Source organism: Polymorphospora rubra (assembly GCF_018324255.1).
Classification (GTDB): domain Bacteria; phylum Actinomycetota; class Actinomycetes; order Mycobacteriales; family Micromonosporaceae; genus Polymorphospora; species Polymorphospora rubra.
Window position 1 is genome coordinate 350,518 of sequence record NZ_AP023359.1, and the last position, 17,725, is coordinate 368,242.

General features: G+C 75.4%; 8 protein-coding genes and 1 pseudogene. 2 read left to right on the forward strand and 7 right to left on the reverse strand.

What is annotated here, in order from left to right:
- Positions 1–320 precede the first annotated feature (320 nt).
- From Prubr_RS36590 to gltB, 4 genes and pseudogenes are all read right to left on the reverse strand, one after another.
- Entirely contained in the window at positions 321–1,091 is a 771-nt protein-coding gene (locus Prubr_RS36590) for a hypothetical protein (protein WP_246568207.1), read from the reverse strand.
- Complete coding sequence (locus Prubr_RS01560) at positions 1,092–3,617, reverse strand: FtsK/SpoIIIE domain-containing protein (protein ID WP_212820893.1); 2,526 nt, start codon at positions 3,615–3,617, stop codon at positions 1,092–1,094.
- 216 nt (positions 3,618–3,833) lie between these two features.
- Complete coding sequence (locus Prubr_RS01565) at positions 3,834–5,288, reverse strand: glutamate synthase subunit beta (RefSeq protein ID WP_425518081.1); 1,455 nt, start codon at positions 5,286–5,288, stop codon at positions 3,834–3,836.
- A pseudogene (gene gltB, locus Prubr_RS01570) lies at positions 5,206–9,890 on the reverse strand (glutamate synthase large subunit); the annotation flags it as partial. The gene Prubr_RS01565 and the pseudogene gltB, both read right to left, overlap by 83 nt.
- Positions 9,891–10,035: 145 nt before the next feature.
- Between gltB and Prubr_RS01575 the strand changes: the two are divergent.
- Positions 10,036–10,884 (forward strand): GNAT family N-acetyltransferase, encoded by an 849-nt coding sequence (locus Prubr_RS01575; protein WP_246568209.1) that lies wholly within the window; start codon positions 10,036–10,038, stop codon positions 10,882–10,884.
- A 140-nt stretch (positions 10,885–11,024) separates the two neighbouring features.
- Here the strand turns inward: Prubr_RS01575 and Prubr_RS01580 are convergent, their stop codons facing one another.
- Positions 11,025–14,081 carry an ATP-binding protein gene (locus tag Prubr_RS01580; protein ID WP_212820897.1) on the reverse strand — a complete coding sequence of 1,019 codons (3,057 nt, stop codon included), beginning with the start codon at positions 14,079–14,081 and terminating at the stop codon, positions 11,025–11,027.
- Positions 14,082–14,288: 207 nt separating this feature from the next.
- Here Prubr_RS01580 and Prubr_RS01585 point away from each other — a divergent pair, with 207 nt between their 5' ends.
- Positions 14,289–15,230 (forward strand): hypothetical protein, encoded by a 942-nt coding sequence (locus tag Prubr_RS01585; protein WP_212820899.1) that lies wholly within the window; start codon positions 14,289–14,291, stop codon positions 15,228–15,230.
- Positions 15,231–15,236: 6 nt separating this feature from the next.
- On the opposite strand, the gene Prubr_RS01590 is transcribed toward Prubr_RS01585, so the two are convergent.
- Positions 15,237–16,445, reverse strand: coding sequence for an FAD-dependent oxidoreductase (locus Prubr_RS01590; RefSeq protein WP_212820901.1), 1,209 nt, complete (start codon positions 16,443–16,445; stop codon positions 15,237–15,239).
- A gap of 26 nt (positions 16,446–16,471) precedes the next feature.
- Positions 16,472–17,692: a prolipoprotein diacylglyceryl transferase gene (gene lgt / locus Prubr_RS01595; protein WP_246568211.1), complete on the reverse strand. Its 1,221-nt coding sequence runs from the start codon at positions 17,690–17,692 to the stop codon at positions 16,472–16,474.
- Positions 17,693–17,725: the final 33 nt, after the last annotated feature.

Consider the following 17,725-nt stretch of genomic DNA (forward strand, 5'->3'; position numbering starts at 1 on the left):
AGCTGCCGGCGGGCACCAGCGACCGCACCCAGAGCCTACTCCTGCCCGGCACGGCGGTGACGGGCTGCCGTGACTCCGGGCGTCGGACGCCAGGCAATCCGACAAATCACGGCATATTGTACGGCATCAGCACCCAGCCGTCGCCCGTTGAAGGCCACGCACGGGCCCGTCCGCGGCGGGCCCACGCCAACCCGGTCCCGCCGCCGCACTCCCCACGCCGACCAAGGAGAAGTCGTGGGCAGCGCGGGGCGATTCGCCGGCTACATCCCCTTGATCAACGCGGCGGGGGCCAGGGGCGGAGCGGGGGCGAGGTCAGCCGATCAGGAATCGCAGCGCCAGGAAGTATCCGCAGTAGACGATCGGCAGGGTGCCGAAGCAGACGGCGACGCCGAGCGGGAGGTAGCGGCGCACGGTGCCGGCGCCGAGCGGCGGGGCCCCCACCGGCCCAGGACGAAGTAGCCGGCGAAGAGCGCCAGCACCGGCAGGCCGGCGCACATCCAGGCGAACAGGGTGAAGGTGCCGACGGTGCCGACCCGGTTGCCGAGCTCCAGGACGACCGTCGGTACGACGGTGACCAGCGCGCAGGCGGCGTAGACGGCGGCGGCCCGGGCGAACGGCGACCAGCCCGGCAGCAGGGGCGGGCGCTGGGCCAGCTGCTCGGCGGCGTGCGCGGCGGCGTCCGCGGCATCCGCGGCCCGCCGCGCGTGTTCCACCGCCACGGCCGGATCGGTCTCGACCGGTTCGCGGGGCGCCGGGACCGGCGCCGGCACGGCCGCCGGCAACGCCAGCGCCGTTCCGGTGTGCGGTCGCGGGTACGACGCCTCGGCGGCGGTCCGGTGGCCGGCGTCGCCGGGCGGTGCCGCACCGGGGGCCGGGACGGTCGCCGGGGCCAACGCCGGCTCGGGCTGGGCGGTGGCCCGGCCGAGGTGCCGCAGCCGCTGCTCCTGGGCGGCCAGCCGGTGCCCGAGCTGGTCGGCGGCGGCCCGGATCGCGGTCCGCCGCGCGGTGTCGGCGGCGGCGTCGCGCTCCCCCGCCCGACGCAGCTCGGACAGGTGTCGGGCCAGTGCGGCGTACTCCTCGAAGGTCGACACCTACCGCTCCTCGTCCAGCTCGTGACCGGGCCGTACGAACGGCACGATCAGCCGGGTGCGCTGGTCGTGCCGGTCGACCAGCAGCGCCCGGTTGGGTCGCGGCGTGTAGGACAGGTCGGGCACACCGAGATAGATCCCGAGTTCCGGGCCGGGCACGTTCAGCGCGACCAGGCAGGCGACGTCGTCGCGGTGCTGCGCCCCGCCGATGTCCTCGGACAGCCGTCGCAGCCCGCGCCACCAGCCGAGCAGATGCACCCCGTGGGCGGGCCCGCGTCGCAGCACCACCTGCAGGTCGTCGAGCCCGGACCGGAACGTGTCGTCGCGCAGTCCGAGCACACCACTGGCGCCGTCCATGCCGAACACCACGACGAAGGTGCGGCCGGTCGCGGCGGCGGGCTCCGCCAGCGTACGGAGTTCGTCGCGCAGCCCGGCCGCGTCGATCCGGGTCACCAGGTGCCCGGCGGCGGCGAGTTCGTCGGCGCACCGGTCGGCGACCTCGTCGGCGGCGGCGACCAGCGGCGCCAGCAGGAACCGGGCCGTGCCCGGCAGGTGCTGGCGGGCGACGCTGACGGTCGCGGCGTGCAGGACCGCGGCGCCGACCGCCGACGTACCGACGACGGCGAGGTGCCGGCCGGGGCTGGTGTCGAGGGCGAAGCAGGCCGAGGTCAGGTCGACGTCGACGGTACGGCCGACCAGTGCCAGCGGGCGCCGGCCGCCGGGCTGCAGGCCACGGAAGGTGGGGTCGTCCTCGACGTGGGCGGCGTCGTAGCCGCGGAAGACGGCGGGCGGCCGGGACCCGGCCGGGCGGGCCTGCCACAGTTCGTGGCGGAGCCGGGCGACGGCACCGGGGTCGGCGTGCGCGTCGGGGAAGCGGATGGTCGTGTTGGCGCCGGCCAGGCCGGCGGCGGCGTTGACGACCGCGGAGCCGATCGGCAGGGTACCGGCGGCCTCGTTGAGCTGATGCAGCACCCCGTTGCCGCCGGGCAGCGCCAGCCGCAGCGGGAACTGCCCGAAGATCGGATCGATCTTGCCGTACAGGGCCTCGATGCCGGACATGCTCTGGCTGGCCAGGACCAGGTGGATGCCGTACGAGCGGCCCTTGCGGGCCAGTTCCTCGAGCAGGGCGACGGCCTCGCGGGCGACCGCGTCGTTGCCGGCGAACAGGACGTGGAACTCGTCGATGACGGCGACGACGCGGGGGGTCGGCCGGTCGCGGGGCAGGTCGGCGAGTTTGGTGACGCCGTGGCGTTTCAGGGCGCCGGCCCGCCGGTTGAGTTCGCGGCGCAGTTCGCGCAGCACGGCGACGCCGTACTCGCGGTCGGACTCGATGCCGACGGCCCGGGCGTGCGGGATCCACGACGGGTCACGGTCGGTGGGCACGAACTCGGTGAAGCTGACGCCCTCCTTGAAGTCGAGCAGGTACAGCGCCAACTCGTCCGGCCCGTACCGGGTGGACAGTCCATAGAGGAGGCCGAGCAGGAAGACGGTCTTCCCGGAGCCGGTGCGCCCGCCGACGAGCCAGTGCGGGGTGGCGTCGTCGAAGGCGAGGGTGACCGGTTCGCGGCCGGTCCGGCCGACGACCGTACGCAGCCCGTCCGCCGACGACCCGGTCCAGCGGCCGTCCGGCAGCAGGTCCTCGAAGTCCAGTGTGGAGTGGTGGCGGGTGGCGGCGGCGAGGTGCTCGGCGAGCGCCCGTACGGTGTTCGCGGGCGGGTCGCCGTCGAGCCGGACGGTCGCGGCGAGTCCGGTGCCGTCGGGGCTGAACGGCTGGCCGGGCGGGTCGCCGAGGTGGGCCGAGCGGTCGTCGAGCCGGATCCGGGTGGTGGCGCCCAGCGGCGGCGGCGCGGAGGCGTCGGGGGCCGGATATCCGGCGAGCAGCACGCAGACCGCCGCGGACGGCCCGGCGTGGGTGAGGGCGGCGAGCCGGGCCAGGTCCCGGCCCGACGGCGCGGACGCGGCGACGACCAGCAGCAGCTCGGTGCCGCCGGCGTCCTGGGCGGCGCGGGCGTGCCGCTCGGCGGTGTCGAGCAGGTCGGCGACCTCGTCGTCGGTGGTGGCCGGCGGGGCGAGTACGCCCGCGTCGACCAGTGGGCGCAGCGGCAGGAAGGTGGCGCCGAGCGCACCGGCGTCCAGGGCGACGACCCGCACCGAGCCGGGCCGGCCGGTGGCGAGCAGCCGCAGGACGAGTGCCCGCAGCAGGGCGGCCACCCGGGGGTCGCGGCCGTCGACGTCGACGGCGAGGTGGTTGCCGCCGGCCAGCGGCAGCAGCGCGGGGAAGGACCCGTCCGGGACGGCTGCCTCGCCGACCCGTACCGGCACGGGTGCCTCGGTGAGGTCGACGGCGCCCGGCGTCGGAGTGGCGAGGGCGGTGCCGACGCGGTCGAGCCGGCCGGCCACGTCGGGCACGCCGGGGGCCCCGGTCGGCCGGTCCGGTCCGGCGAGCGCGTGGCGAGCCCGGTCGAGGTGTTCGCGGGCCTGCCGGTGGGCGGCGACCGCCTGCTCGTACGTTGCCGCGAGCCTGCCCACCCGTACCCCCATGAATGATCACGGCTGCGTGGTCACGAGCACACTAACCGAAGCGCGGTCCGGGCCAAAGGTCCGCGTCGGCACGTCGCTCCCCCACTCCGGCCCGCCCACCGGACGCGATGATCCGCGTGATCAGGGAGTTCGGGTCGCGGCGCGCCGGCGACACGCGCGACCCGGTCCCTGATCACGCGGATCAACCGCGCGCGCCACCGGGGGCTAGGTGGTGGCCAGGGCCTTCGTGGACGGGGTCACCGGGGACGGGAGCGGGGTGCTGCCGCCCAGGTGGTCGTGGATGGCCGCGGCGGCGGCCCGGCCCTCGGCGATCGCCCAGACGATCAGGGACGCGCCGCGGTGCATGTCACCGGCGACGAAGACCCCGTCGGCCGCCTGCCAGGTCGCGTCGGTGTCGACGGCACCGCGTGCGTTGCGCTCCACCCCGAACTGTTCCAGCAGCGGCTGCCGCTCGGTGCCCTCGAAGCCGATCGCCAGCAGCACCAGGTCGGCGGGGATTTCCCGCTCGGAGCCGGGAACCACGGTCACGACCCGCCGGCCGTCGCGCCGCTCGACGGTGACCTGGGCGATGCGTACCGCCCGGACCGCGCCGGTGCCGTCGTCGACGAACTCCTGCACCGCCACCTCGAAGACCCGCTCGCCACCCTCCTCGTGGGCGGCGTACTCGCGCAGGATCCACGGCCAGGTCGGCCACGGGTCGCGGTCCTCGTCGCGGGTCGCGGGCGGCAGCGGGTACTGGTCGAGTTGGTGGATGGACGTCGCGCCCTGCCGGTGGGCGACGCCGAGGCAGTCGGCGGCGGTGTCACCACCGCCGATGATCACGACGTGCCGGCCGGCGGCGTCGATCGACGTGGTCGCGTCCTTCCCGGCGACGACCCGGTTGGCCGCGACCAGGTGTTCCATCGCCTGGTGTACGCCACGCAGCGTCCGGCCCGGCGTCTGCGGGGTGTCCCGGCCGGCGAGGGCGCCGCAGGCGAGCAGCACCGCGTCGTGTTCGGCGCGCAACTGTCCGGCGGTGACGTCGACACCGACGTTCACCCCGGTGCGGAAGACGACGCCCTCGGCGGCGAGCTGGGCCAGCCGCCGGTCGATGTGGACCTTCTCCAGCTTGAAGTCGGGGATGCCGTAGCGCAGCAGGCCGCCGATCTCGTCGTCACGCTCGTACACGGTGATCCGGTGACCGGCGCGGGCGAGCTGCTGGGCGGCGGCGAGACCGGCCGGGCCGGAGCCGACGACGGCGACCGACCGGCCGGTGGGTTCGGGGACCGGCTGCGCGGCGACCAGGTCGAGGTCGAAGGCCCGGTTGATGATCTCGACCTCGACCTGCTTGATGGTGACCGGTTCGCCGCCGGCGATGCCGAGCACGCAGGCCGCCTCGCACGGCGCCGGACACAGCCGCCCGGTGAACTCCGGGAAGTTGTTCGTGGCGTGCAGCGACTCGATCGCGGCGGCCCACCCACCGGTGCGGACCAGGTCGTTCCAGTCCGGGATGCGGTTGCCCAGCGGACAGCCGTCGTGGCAGAACGGGATACCGCAGTCCATGCACCGGGTCGCCTGCTCGGTGATCAGCTCGTCGCTGGCGGGCGGATAGACCTCCCGCCAGTCGGCGATGCGGACCGGCACCGGCCGGCGGGCGGGCGTCCGCCGGCCGTAGCGCAGGAATCCGTTCGGGTCAGGCACGAGCCACCTCCATGACGGCCTGGTCGACGTCACGGCCGGCGGCTTCGGCGGTCCGGATCGCTTCGATCACACGCTTGTAGTCCCGTGGTACGACGGCGGTGAACTCCCCGACCGCCTCCGTCCAGCGCTTGAGCAGGGCCTCGGCGACCGCCGAGCCGGTCTCGGCGAAGTGCCGTTCGACGAGTTCGCGCAGCACGACCTGTTCGGCGTCGGTCAGCGGCGTCAGCTCGACGAGTTCGGGGTTGACCCGGCGCGGGTCGAGCCGCCACACGTACGCGGCCCCGCCGGACATGCCGGCGGCGAAGTTGCGTCCGGTCGGGCCGAGCACCACGACGGTGCCGCCGGTCATGTACTCGCAGCCGTGGTCGCCGACGCCCTCGACGACCGCGACGCCGCCGGAGTTGCGTACGGCGAACCGCTCGCCGACCCGGCCGCGCAGGAACAGCTCGCCGCCGGTGGCGCCGTACAGGATGGTGTTGCCGGCGATGATCTGGTCCTCGGCGACGAACGGGGCGCCCGAGTCGGGACGGATGACGATCCGGCCGCCGGACAGGCCCTTGGCGACGTAGTCGTTGGCGTCGCCGCGCAGCCGCAGCGTGACGCCGCGCGGCAGGAAGGCGCCGAACGACTGGCCGGCGGTGCCGTCGAGGGTGAGCTCGATGGTGTCCTCGGGCAGGCCGGCGCCGCCGAAGCGGCGGGTGACCTCGCCGCCGAGCATCGCCCCGACGCTGCGGTGCTCGTTGCGTACGGCGACCGTGGCCCGCACCGGGGTGCCGTCGGTCAGGGCCGGGCCGGCCAGGGCGAGCAGCTCGTTGTCGAGCGCCTTCTCCAGACCGTGGTCCTGGGCGCGGACGCCGCGCCGGGCCGCGTCCGCGGGCACGTCCGGCAGGTGCAGCACCGGCGACAGGTCCAGCCCCTGGGCCTTCCAGTGGTCGACGGCGCGCAGCACGTCGAGCACCTCGGTGTGGCCGATCGCCTCCTCGACCGAGCGGAAGCCGAGCTCGGCGAGGATGGCGCGGACCTCCTCGGCGAGGAAGAGGAAAAAGTTCTCCACGAACTCGGGCTTGCCGGTGAAGCGGTCGCGCAGCACCGGGTTCTGGGTGGCGATGCCGACCGGGCAGGTGTCGAGGTGGCAGACCCGCATCATCACGCAGCCGGCGACGATCAGCGGGGCGGTGGCGAACCCGAACTCCTCGGCGCCGAGCAGGGCGGCGACGACGACGTCGCGGCCGGTCTTCAGCTGCCCGTCAACCTGGACGGTGACCCGGTCGCGCAGCTTGTTGACCAGCAGCGTCTGCTGGGTCTCGGCCAGGCCCAGTTCCCAGGGGGTACCGGCGTGCTTGAGCGAGTTGAGCGGGGACGCGCCGGTGCCGCCGTCGTGGCCGGAGATCAGGATGACGTCGGCCTTGAGCTTGGCGACGCCGGCGGCGATGGTGCCGACGCCGACCTCGGAGACCAGCTTGACGTGTACCCGGGCGGCCGGGTTGACGCACTTGAGGTCGTGGACGAGCTGCGCCAGGTCCTCGATCGAATAGATGTCGTGGTGCGGCGGCGGGGAGATCAGGCCGACGCCCGGGGTGGCGTGCCGGGTCTTGGCGATCCACGGCCACACCTTGTTGCCCGGCAGCTGGCCGCCCTCGCCGGGCTTGGCCCCCTGCGCCATCTTGATCTGCAGGTCGTCGGCGTTGACCAGGTATTCGCTGGTGACGCCGAAGCGGCCGCTGGCGATCTGCTTGACCGCGGAACGGCGGACCGGGTCGTGCAGCCGCTCGACGTCCTCGCCGCCCTCACCGGTGTTGGACTTGCCGCCCAGCCGGTTCATCGCCACGGCCAGGGTCTCGTGCGCCTCGGCCGAGATCGAGCCGTACGACATGGCGCCGGTCGCGAACCGCTTGACGATCTCGCTGGCCGGCTCGACCTCGTCGAGCGGCACCGGCGGCCGCAGCCCCGCGCGGAAGGTGAACAGCCCGCGCAGCGAGCCGGCCTGCCCGGCCAGTTCGTCGACTTTGGCCGTGTAGCGCTTGAAGACCTCGTACTGGCGGCTGCGGGTCGCGTGCTGGAGCAGGAACACCGTCTCCGGGTTGAACAGGTGCAGTTCGCCCTCGCGACGCCACTGGTATTCGCCGCCGACGTCGAGGCGGCGGTGCGCGTCGTCGGCGCCGTCGGCCGGGTAGGCGGTCGCGTGCCGGGCGGCGATCTCGGCGTGGATGCCGTCGAGGTCGACCCCGCCGATCCGGCTCGGCGTGCCGGCGAAGTAGCGCCGCACCAGGGTGTTCTCCAGGCCGACGGCCTCGAAGACCTGGGCACCGCAGTACGACGACACCGTGGAGATGCCCATCTTGGACATGATCTTCAGGACGCCCTTGCCGAGCGCCTTGACGTAGTTGCGGACCGCCTGGGACGGGGTGACGCCGGGCAGCGCCCCGGTGGCGATCAGGTCCTCGACCGACTCGAACGCCAGGTAGGGGTTGACCGCCGCGGCGCCGTAGCCGATCAGGACCGCCGCGTGGTGCACCTCGCGGCAGTCGCCGGACTCGACGATCAGCGCGACCTGGGTGCGGGTCTGCTCGCGTACGAGGTGCTGGTGCACGGCCGCGGTGAGCAGCAGCGACGGGATCGGGGCCAGCTCGGCGGTGGAGTCGCGGTCGGAGAGCACGAGGATGCGTACGCCGTCCTCGATCGCCTCGGAGACGTGCCGGCAGATCTCGGTCAGCCGGGCCTTGATGCCGGCGGCGCCGTCACGCAGCCGGTAGAGCCCGGAGACCCGGACGGCCTTGAAGCCCGGCAGGTCGCCGTCGTCGTCGACGGACAGCAGCTTCGCCAGCTCGTCGTTGTCGATGACCGGGTACGGCAGCGCGATCCGCCGGCAGCTCGCCGGGCCGGGGGCGAGCAGGTTCGCCTCCGGGCCGATGGTCGCCTGCAGGCTGGTGACCAGCTCCTCGCGGATCGCGTCCAGCGGCGGGTTGGTGACCTGGGCGAAGAGCTGGTGGAAGTAGTCGTAGAGCAGTCGGGGCCGGGTGGACAGCGGTGCGATCGGGGTGTCGGTCCCCATCGAGCCCAGCGGTTCGGCGCCGCTGCGGGCCATCGGGGCGAGCAGGATCTTCAGCTCCTCCTCGGTGTAGCCGAAGATCTGCTGGCGGCGCCGCACCGAGTCGTGGGTGTAGACGGTGTGCTCGCGTTCGGGCAGGTCGGCGAGGTCGATCAGGCCGGCGTGCAGCCACTGGTCGTACGGCTGCGCGGCGGCCAGCTCGGCCTTGATCTCGTCGTCCTGCACGATCCGGCCGGCGACGGTGTCGACCAGGAACATCCGGCCGGGCTGCAGCCGCCCCTTGGCGACCACGGTCGTCGGGTCGAGGTCGAGCACGCCGGCCTCGCTGCCGAGCACGACGAGCCCGTCACTGGTCCGCCACCAGCGCCCCGGACGCAGCCCGTTGCGGTCGAGCACGGCGCCGACGAGCGACCCGTCGGTGAACGCGACCGAGGCCGGGCCGTCCCACGGCTCCATGAGGCTGGCGTGGAAGCGGTAGAAGGCGCGCCGGGCCGGATCCAGGTCCGGGTCGTTCTCCCACGCCTCCGGGATCATCATCAGCACCGCGTGCGGCAGGCTGCGGCCGGCCAGGTGCAGCAGCTCGAGGACCTCGTCGAAGTTGGCCGAGTCGGAGGCGTCCGGGGTGCAGACCGGGAACAGCCGCCGGATGTTGCCGGGGATGTTCGGGCTGGCCAGCAGCGCCTCGCGGGCGTTCATCCAGTTCTTGTTGCCACGGATCGTGTTGATCTCGCCGTTGTGGGCGATGAACCGGTAGGGGTGCGCCAGCGGCCAGGACGGGAACGTGTTCGTGGAGAACCGGGAGTGCACCAGTGCGATCGCGCTGGCGACCCGCCCGTCGGTCAGGTCGGGGAAGAACGCCGGCAGCTGGTCCGGGGTGAGCATGCCCTTGTAGACCATGGTGCGCGCGGACAGCGACGGGAAGTAGACCGGGATGCCCCGCTCGGCGGTCTCCCGCTCGGCCCGCTTGCGTACGCAGAACGCGACCCGGTCCAGGTCGATGCCGGTCAGTGCCGAACCGGCCGGGCCGGCCGGCGAGTCGGTGAGCCGTTCGGCGGCCAGGAACACCTGCCGGATCCGGGGCCGGGCGGCGAGGGCGGTCTCACCCAGGTCGTCCGGGTTGACCGGTACGTCCCGCCAGCCGAGGATCTCCGCCCCTCGACCAGGGCGTACTTGTTGAGGATCGTGGCGGCCCGGGCCGCGGCCTCGTCGTCGTCGGGCAGGAAGGCCAGGCCGGTCGCGTACTGCCCGGCCGGCGGCAGCGGGAAGTCGACGACGTCCCGCAGGAACTCGTCGGGAACCTGGAGCATGATGCCGGCACCGTCGCCGGTGTTGTGCTCCGCGCCACGGGCGCCCCGGTGGTCGAGCCGACAGAGCGCGGAGAGGCCCTTGGCGACCACGGCGTGCGACCGGCGGCCGTTCAGGTCGGCGACGAACGCGACCCCGCAGGCGTCGTGTTCGAACGTCGGGTCGTACAGCCCCTGGGCGGGTCCACCGGGGCGGATCGGCCGGCTCTGAGGGTGCGAAGAAGCCACCGGGCCTCCTGTCGTCAGTCACGTTGGTTCACGGTCGGGACGACGTCGGCCCTGGGCGGATATTTGAGTCTACGTTAGGGGGCACCGGACTCCACCAGGCCGGATTGATCACACTTCCAGGATCTGGGACAGGTAGTCTCGCGCGGTGACCCACCTGGAAGCCGAACTTTTCGACCGGTTGGAACGCTTCTACGACGCCGTACCCCGGGACGTGGCCCGTACCGAGGATTTCGGGGGTCTGGTGCTGTTCGTCCGCGACGGTGCGGGATGGCCGTTCTACGCCCGGCCGCGGCCCGGCGCCTCGGACCCGCCGTCCGCCGCCGACATTACCTCCGCCCGGGTACGGCAGCGCGACCTCGGCCTGCCCGAGGCGTTCGAATGGGTGCACGATCACGATCCCGACCTGCTGGCGGTGGCCCGCTCGGCGGGGCTGTCGGTGCTGGAGGCGCCGCTGATGGTGCTCGACCCGGCGGCGCTGCCGGACCCGGCCACGCTGTCGGACGTACCCGTACGGCTGTTGGACGTCGAGGCGGCGGGCTTCGGCGCCGACCTCGCGGCGTCGGCCGCGGTCGCCGCCGTCGGATTCGGTACGCCGGGCGTGGCGGCCGGGCCGGTCGGCGCCGCCGAGCGGGACTCCGCCGTCCGGCGGCCGACCGACGGGGAGGTCGCCGAGGCCCGGACCCGGATCAGCGCCGGGCGGCGGGCGTACGCCCTCGCCGGGACGCCGGGAACGGGCGCGCTGGCCACCGGCATGTTCCAGCGGGTCGACGGCGTCGCCGAGATCGCCGGGGTGGCGACGCTGCCCGCCGCCCGGCGGCGCGGTCTGGGCGCGGCGGTCACCGCGACGCTGGCCCGGCAGGCCCTGGACAGCGGCGCCGACCTGGTGTTCCTCTCGGCGGGCAGCGCGGACGTCGCGCGGATCTACCTGCGCCTCGGCTTCCGCCGGATCGGCACCGCCTGCATCGCCGAACCGGCAGCGGTCGCGGCGGTCTGACCCGCGCCTCCCGGTCGCACCGGATCCGACCGCACCGGCCCCGTCACGCCGGGCTGTCGCGCCGCAACGTCACGCCGCAGCCGTCGCGTTGATCAAGGAGTAGTTGCGCGAATCGCGTCTGGTTTGTGCCGATACATCCCCTAGATCGACGGGACGGCCGGGTGCGGCGCCGGGACGGCCTCCGGGGTGGGCGACGGGGCGGTCAGGAGGGTGTCGAGGGCGGCGGTGCGGCCGTACCCGTACGCCGCCCGGAATCCGCCGGCGCCCAGGGTGTCCCGCAGCGCCCACGCGGTCGCCGACACCCCGGCTTCCTCGCAGGCGGGGACCGGCGCGCCGATCTCGCCCCGGATCCGACCCGCCGCCCCGAGCAGCCGGGCGCCGCGTACCGGCGCCCCGTCGAGCCGGGCCACCTCGGCCAGCGCCTCGACCACGCTCGCCGTACGCCACCGGTCGCCGACCTGCCGGTGGGCGGCCAGGCTCAACGTCAGGTGCGCGGCGGCGACGTCGGCCCGGCCGGCCCGCAGTTCCACCAGCCCGCGCAGGTTGTGTGCCCAGCCCAGGCCCTCGGGAAAGCCGAGCGCCGCGTAACGCTCCAGGGCGGCGTCGAGCAGTGCGGCCGCCCGGTCGCCGTCGTCGCGGTAGTACGCGACCGCGCCGAGGTTCATCAGCGCGGTCGCCACCGCCTCCGGGTCGCCGAGCCGGCCGTACCAGCGCAGACTCGCCCACAGCCGGGAGTCGGCCCGGTCCAGGTCGCCGGAGAGCCAGGCGGTGAAGCCGCGCAACTGGGCGGCCTGCGCCTCACCCCACTCGTCGCCGCAGGCGGCGTACCGGGCGGACGCGGCGGCGAGGTGCGCGGCGGACAGCGCGTACTGGGCGCGTTCCCGGGCCACCGACCCGAGCGTCAGTTCGATCCGGGCCGCCGTCCGTTGATCACCGGCGGTCCGGCAGGCGGCGAGCGCCGCGCCAGCGTGTCCGGCCGCCGCCGGGTAGTCGCAGAGCAGCATCGCCAGCATCGCCGCGACGCTGCCCGCCCGGGCCCGCAGCGCGGCCGGCGCGGCCGGGTGCCGGTCGAGTCCGGCGGCGAGCCACGCGTGCCCCTCCCGGTAGTGGCCCTCCAGCCGGCAGTACGTGCCCAGCGCGGCGGCCAGCCGCAGGTCGCCGTACGGTTCGGTGTCCGCTCCCGGGCCGGCGAGCCAGGTCATCGCGGCCCGCAGGTTGGCCGTCTCGCCACGCAGCCGGTGCAGCCACCGGTGCTGGTCGGTCCCGCGCAGCCGGGCGTCGGCCGTCTCGGCCAGGGCGAGGAAGTGCCGGGCGTGGGCCGCCCGGACCGCCGGCCCGTCGCCGCCGCCGTCCAGCCGGTCCTGCGCGTGCCGACGGATCGGCACCAGCATCCGGTACCGGACGGCGCCCGCCGCCGCACCGTACCCGGCCGGTGTGGGGCCGGTCGGCGCCGGCCAGGCCGCGGCCGGGCCGGCGGCGAGCCGGGCCAGGTCGGTGCCGGTCAGCGCGCCCGGTACGGGCCGGCCGGCACCGGGTACGGCCTCCACCAGCGACGCCTCGACCAGGGCCGTCAACGCGGCGGGACCGGCCGGGCCGGCGACCGCCTCGACCGCGTCGGCGTCGAAGCCGCCGGCGAAGACCGCCAACCGGTCGAACAGGGTACGCGCCGCCGCGCCGAGTTGCTCCACACTGGACTCGATGGCCGCCGAGACGGTGCGGTGGCGGGCCGGCGCGGTCGGGTCGGTGCTGCGCAGCAGCCGGGGGTCGGCCCGCAGCCGCTCGACGATCTGCGGAACGCCGAGCACCGACGTCCGCGCCGCCGCCAGCTCGATCGCCAGCGGCAGCCCGTCGAGTTCGGCGCACAGGCGGGCCACCGCGTCGGCGCTCGACTCCGGCACCGGACGGCCGGACCGGGCCCGGGCCCGGTCGAGGAAGAGCCGGGTCGCCGGGTGCGTGGCCAGCCCGGCCAGCGTGTGCCCACCGGTGGCGGGCGGGGTGGCCAGCGGCGGCACCGCGACGGCGGCCTCGGCCGGCAGGCGCAACGCGATCCGGCTGGTCGCCAGCACCCGCAGCCGGGGGCAGCGGGTGAGCAGGTGGTCGACCAGTTCGGCGCAGCCGGCGACCAGGTGCTCGCAGTTGTCGAGCACGAGCAGCGTGTCGGTGTCGCCGATCTCGCCGGCCAGCGTCGCCGGCACCCCGCTGCCGGCGACGTCGCGTACGCCGAGGGCCGCGGCGACCGCGGCCGGCACCAGCGCGGGCGTCTCCACCGCGCTCAGGTCGACGAACCGCACCGACGGCGGCCGGCGTACGCCGGCGGCCCGGTGCGCGGCGGCGAGCGCGAGCCGGGTCTTGCCGGCCCCGCCCGGTCCGGTGAGGGTGACCAGGCGGTGGGCCGCGAGCCGACCGGCGACGGTGCCGAGCAGTTCCTCGCGGCCGAGCAGACTGGTCAACGGCACCGGCAGCCGCCCCGGTCGCGGATGCGCCCCGGGGTCGGCGGGCGGCGGCGGGGACGCCCCGGGACCGACCGGTGGGGACACCGACCGGCCGGAGTGCGGGGACGCCCAGCGCTGGCCGAGGTCGCCGCGGCGGGCCGCCGCGGCCAGGTCCGGCAACTGTCCGCCCGGCTCCACACCGAGATGTTCGGTGTACGTGCGGCGGGCCCGCTCGTACACCGCCGCCGCGGCGCGCCGGCCCTCCCCCAACGCGGTGGCCACCAGCAGCAGCTCCCACAACCGGGGCCGCAGCGGGTGCGTGGCCACCTCCCGGTCGAGGGCGGTGGCGACCGCCGCGGCGGTACGGGTGGCAGCCGTCGCGTCGACCACGGCGGCACCGCTGGCGGCGGGTGCGCCCGCGGCGGCGATCTCCGCCGCGGCCAGCCGCAGCACGCACTCCCAGTGGTCCTCGGACACGGTCAGCCGGCGCCGTGGGCCGCTGGACGCCGCCGGGCCGTCGCCATCGGCGTCGGCGGGCTCGGGCCAGCGGCGCAGCGCGGCGGTGAGCAGCGGTACGGCGCCGGCCAGGTCACCGGCGGCCATCCGGTCCCGCCCACGGGCGGCCAGCGCGTCGAACCCGTCGTCCGTACCGCTGTCCGGGTCGGATGGTCGCGGGCCGCCGGTGTCCGGCCCGGCATCACGGGGTGCGCCGGTCGGGGCCGTTTTCCCGGCACCACGGGGCCGATCGGGATCGATGCGCCGCACCTGGGGGTCCCCTCTGTCGCCTCCGGGTAGTCTGCGCCGGCCCCGCCGGCCCGGTCAGCCTCCGTTCGGTCCGCGCGACCGGCGAACGGGCGACCCCTCGATCCGCTCGGCGGGTCGCCCCACCGGCCGGGGCGACGCCGACCGCCGGTGGGTGGCGGCCGTCGATATACGTGGACATGATGCCGCCCGGCTGCCAGGGTGGCCGCCATGACCGACACAACCGGGCGGGGCGGGGCGGAACGGCGGGTCTGGGGACGGCTGCCGGACGGCGCCCGGGATGCCCTGACCGACGGGCTCGCGCCGGCCGACCTGCGTACCGCGTTGCTCGACGTGGCCCGGACCCGGGCGGCGGCGGTCCGGCCGGCGGACCTGCTGCGCCGGTGGCGGGACGACCGCTTCGTACGTCCCGCCGACAGCGACCCGAGGGTCCTGGCCGAGATCGAGGCCCGGCTGTGGCGGCTGCTGCCCGCCGAGTTCGACGGCGTGGAGCTGTCACCGGTCGTGCCGCTGGGCACCTGTTCGGCGGTCGCCCCGGTGAGCCAGGACCGGATCGTCGCCACGGTCCGGGCGACCGAGGTGGTCAGCGACGCGACGAACGCGCTCGCGGTCGAGGCCGCCGTCCGGCGCCGCCGGCAGCCGGTGGCCGGCGCGGTACATCTGGCGGCCAGCCACCGCCACCTGCGGGCCCAGCTGTTCGGGCCGGGGACGGCGGCGCACTTCCGGCTCTTCACGCTGGTGTCCAGCGCCCGCGACACCGGCTCCGGCAGGACCGAGGCCGCACTGCTCGCCCGCCATCTCGCCTACTGGCGGCGGGTCCTCGCCGCGCTGCCGACGGCCGCCGCCCCGCGCCTGCGGTACACGGTGCTGGACGATCCCGTCGTGGCCGAACGGGTCGGGGAGCTGCTGCCCGGCCTGGCCGCGGCCGGGGGCGTCGACGTCGTCGAGGAGCCCGACCGGGAGCGTGGCCGCGGCTACTACGTGGCCGCCGCGCTGCGGCTGACCGCCCGGGACGGCACCGGACCGGTCGAGTTGGGCGACGGCGGGTTCACCGGGTGGACGGCGCTGCTCACCGGCGACGCCAAGGAGCGCTGCCTGATCTCCTGCCTGTCGACCGAGCGGTTCGCCGCGCTGGCCGGTGGCCCGCGCTGACCGGTGTCACTCCGGCGGCTGCCACCCGCTGGCGGCGGCCGCCGCCCGCCCGATCAGGCGCGGGCTGATCGTGCCCAGCGCGGCGTCGCGGGCCCGCAGGGCGAGCCGGCCCCGGGTCCGCAGCACCGCCGACATCCGCCGGGTCTGCCGTACGACGGTGACCGTGCGGGTGTGCCGCAGCCGCTGGTACGTCGCCAGCGCCGCCCGGGCACCGGGACCCGGCAGTGCCGCACGCAGCACCGAGGCGAGGGTGGCGGCGTCCTCGAACGCCAGGCAGGCGCCCTGGCCGAGGTGGTGCGGCATACCGTGGGCGGCGTCGCCGAGCAGGACGAACCCGCCGGTGCCGACCGGGAAGGCGTACGCCTTCGGCAGCGGCCGCAGCTCACGTACCTCCTGCTGGACCAGGTCGTCGGGGTCGGTCGCGGCGAGCAGTTGACCCACCGGGGCGGGCCAGCCGTCGAACCAGCGGCGCAGCAGGGTGAGCTGGGTGGCCGGCGATTCGGGGCGGGGCGCGCCGGCGGCCGTGGCGATCCAGTAGATGCCACCCCGGGTGGAGCCGCCGGACGAGCCGCGTTCGCCCAGCGAGGCGGCCACGAACCGGTAGCCGGCACCGAGGACCTCGCCGCCGACCGGCCGGTCGGCGGGCAGGTCCGGCGCCCGATACCAGGGGATGACGGCCCGCCAGGCGGCGCACCCGGAGCTGACCACGGACGCCTCCGGGGCCAGCCGGCGGCGCAACGTGCTGTCGATCCCGTCCGCGGCCACGACCAGGTCGGCCTCGAACGTCTGTCGGCCGTCGTCGACCGCCGGCCGCTCGCCGGCGGCGGACCGCAGCGTGCGTACGGCGACTCCGGTGCGGATGTCGACCCGGTCGCCGAGGCCGGCGACGAGGGCGTCGTGCAGGTCCTCCCGGTGCACGACGACGGCCCGCTCGGCACCGGCCCGCTCGGCGGCCTTGCGCGGCTGGACCAGCCAGTGCCCGTCCGGGCGGCGTACGCCCGCGTCGGGCAGCGGCGTGGCGATCGCGGCGAGCCCGGCGCCGAGCCCGAGGGCGTGCAGCGCCCGGACCCCGTTGGGCCACAGCATCAGCGCGGTCCGGTCGGCCCGCAGGCGGTCACCGCGTTCGAGCAGGGTGACCTGCCAGCCGGAGCGGGCCAGCGCGCCCGCCGTGGCGAGCCCGCCGATCCCGGCGCCGACGACGACAGCCGTACGCATGGTCGCCGTGCCTCCCCCGCCGCGGGTCAGCGGTCGTCGCCGCGGGCGGTGGCCTCGCCTGTCGTGCCTGTGCCTGTCGCGGGCTTGCCGACGTCGACCCCGGCGGGCTCGTCGTCCGCGTCGTCGCCGTCGTCGTCGAGGTCGTCGTGCCGGCCGTCCGGGCCCTCGTCCTTCGCGGCCGGGCCCTCGTCGTCGGGGACCTGCCCGGTTTCCAGGTAGGTGGCGTACTGCTGCTCGGTCACCACCCGGTAGCCCTCCGGTGCCGGGTTGTCGGAGCGGTCGGTTCCGGAGACGTCGACCTGGGAGACGTCACCACGCGGCCCGTCGGCTCCGGCCGCCGGCTCGCGCCGGCCGCCGATCGGCACCAGGAACTCCTGGGGACCGCGTACGCGCAGGAAGTAGACCAGGGCGGCGGCGAAGACCAGGGCGGCGGTCCAGACGTTGAGCCGTACGCCGAGGATCTCGTTGGCCTCGTCGGTCCGCATCATCTCGATCCAGAACCGGCCGGCGGTGTAGCCCATCACGTACAGCGCGAACGCCCGGCCGCGGCCGAGCTTCCAGCGGCGGTCGGCGAGCAGCACCAGGCCGGCGACGGCGACGTTCCACAGCGCCTCGTACGCGAACGTCGGGTGGTAGAGCCCCGGTTCGAGGACCGGGTTCCCCTCCGGGTCGAGCAGCGCGTGGCCGGGGCGTTCCGGGTCCATCCGGTGGACCTGCAGGCCCCACGGCAGCGTCGTCGGCCCGCCGTAGAGTTCGTTGTTGAACCAGTTGCCGAACCGGCCGACCGCCTGCGCGAGCGGCAGCCCGGGCGCGAGCGCGTCGGCGATCACGGTCAGCGGGATGCCGATCTGGCGGCCACCGAGCCAGGCACCGACCGCGCCACCGGCGACCGCGCCCCAGATGCCGAGGCCGCCCTCCCAGATGTAGAGGGCCGAGATCGGGTCACCACCCTCGCCGAAGTACGCCTGCGGCGAGGTGATCACGTGGTAGATCCGGGCACCGACGATGCCGAACGGCACCGCCCAGACGGCGATGTCGAGCACCGCCCACGGCGGGGCACCGCGGCTGCGCAGCCGGTATTCGGTCACCACGCAGGCGACGACGATGCCGAGCACGATGCACAGCGCGTAGGCCCGGATCGGCAGCGGCCCGATCTGCCAGACCGCCGTGGACGGGCTGGGCAGGGCCGCGAGGTAGTCCGGGCCGGACCATGAAGCCGCCTGGACCGGTAGCGAAGCGAGGGTCACGGGTGCACACGCTACCGTCGCACCCCCGGTGGG

What these genes read in the sequence shown, in the direction of transcription:
- Prubr_RS01585 (WP_212820899.1), top strand. Translation starts at nt 14,289, where the DNA reads ATGACCGACACAACCGGGCGGGGCGGGGCGGAACGGCGGGTCTGGGGA.
- Prubr_RS01590 (WP_212820901.1), bottom strand. Translation starts at nt 16,445, where the DNA reads ATGCGTACGGCTGTCGTCGTCGGCGCCGGGATCGGCGGGCTCGCCACG.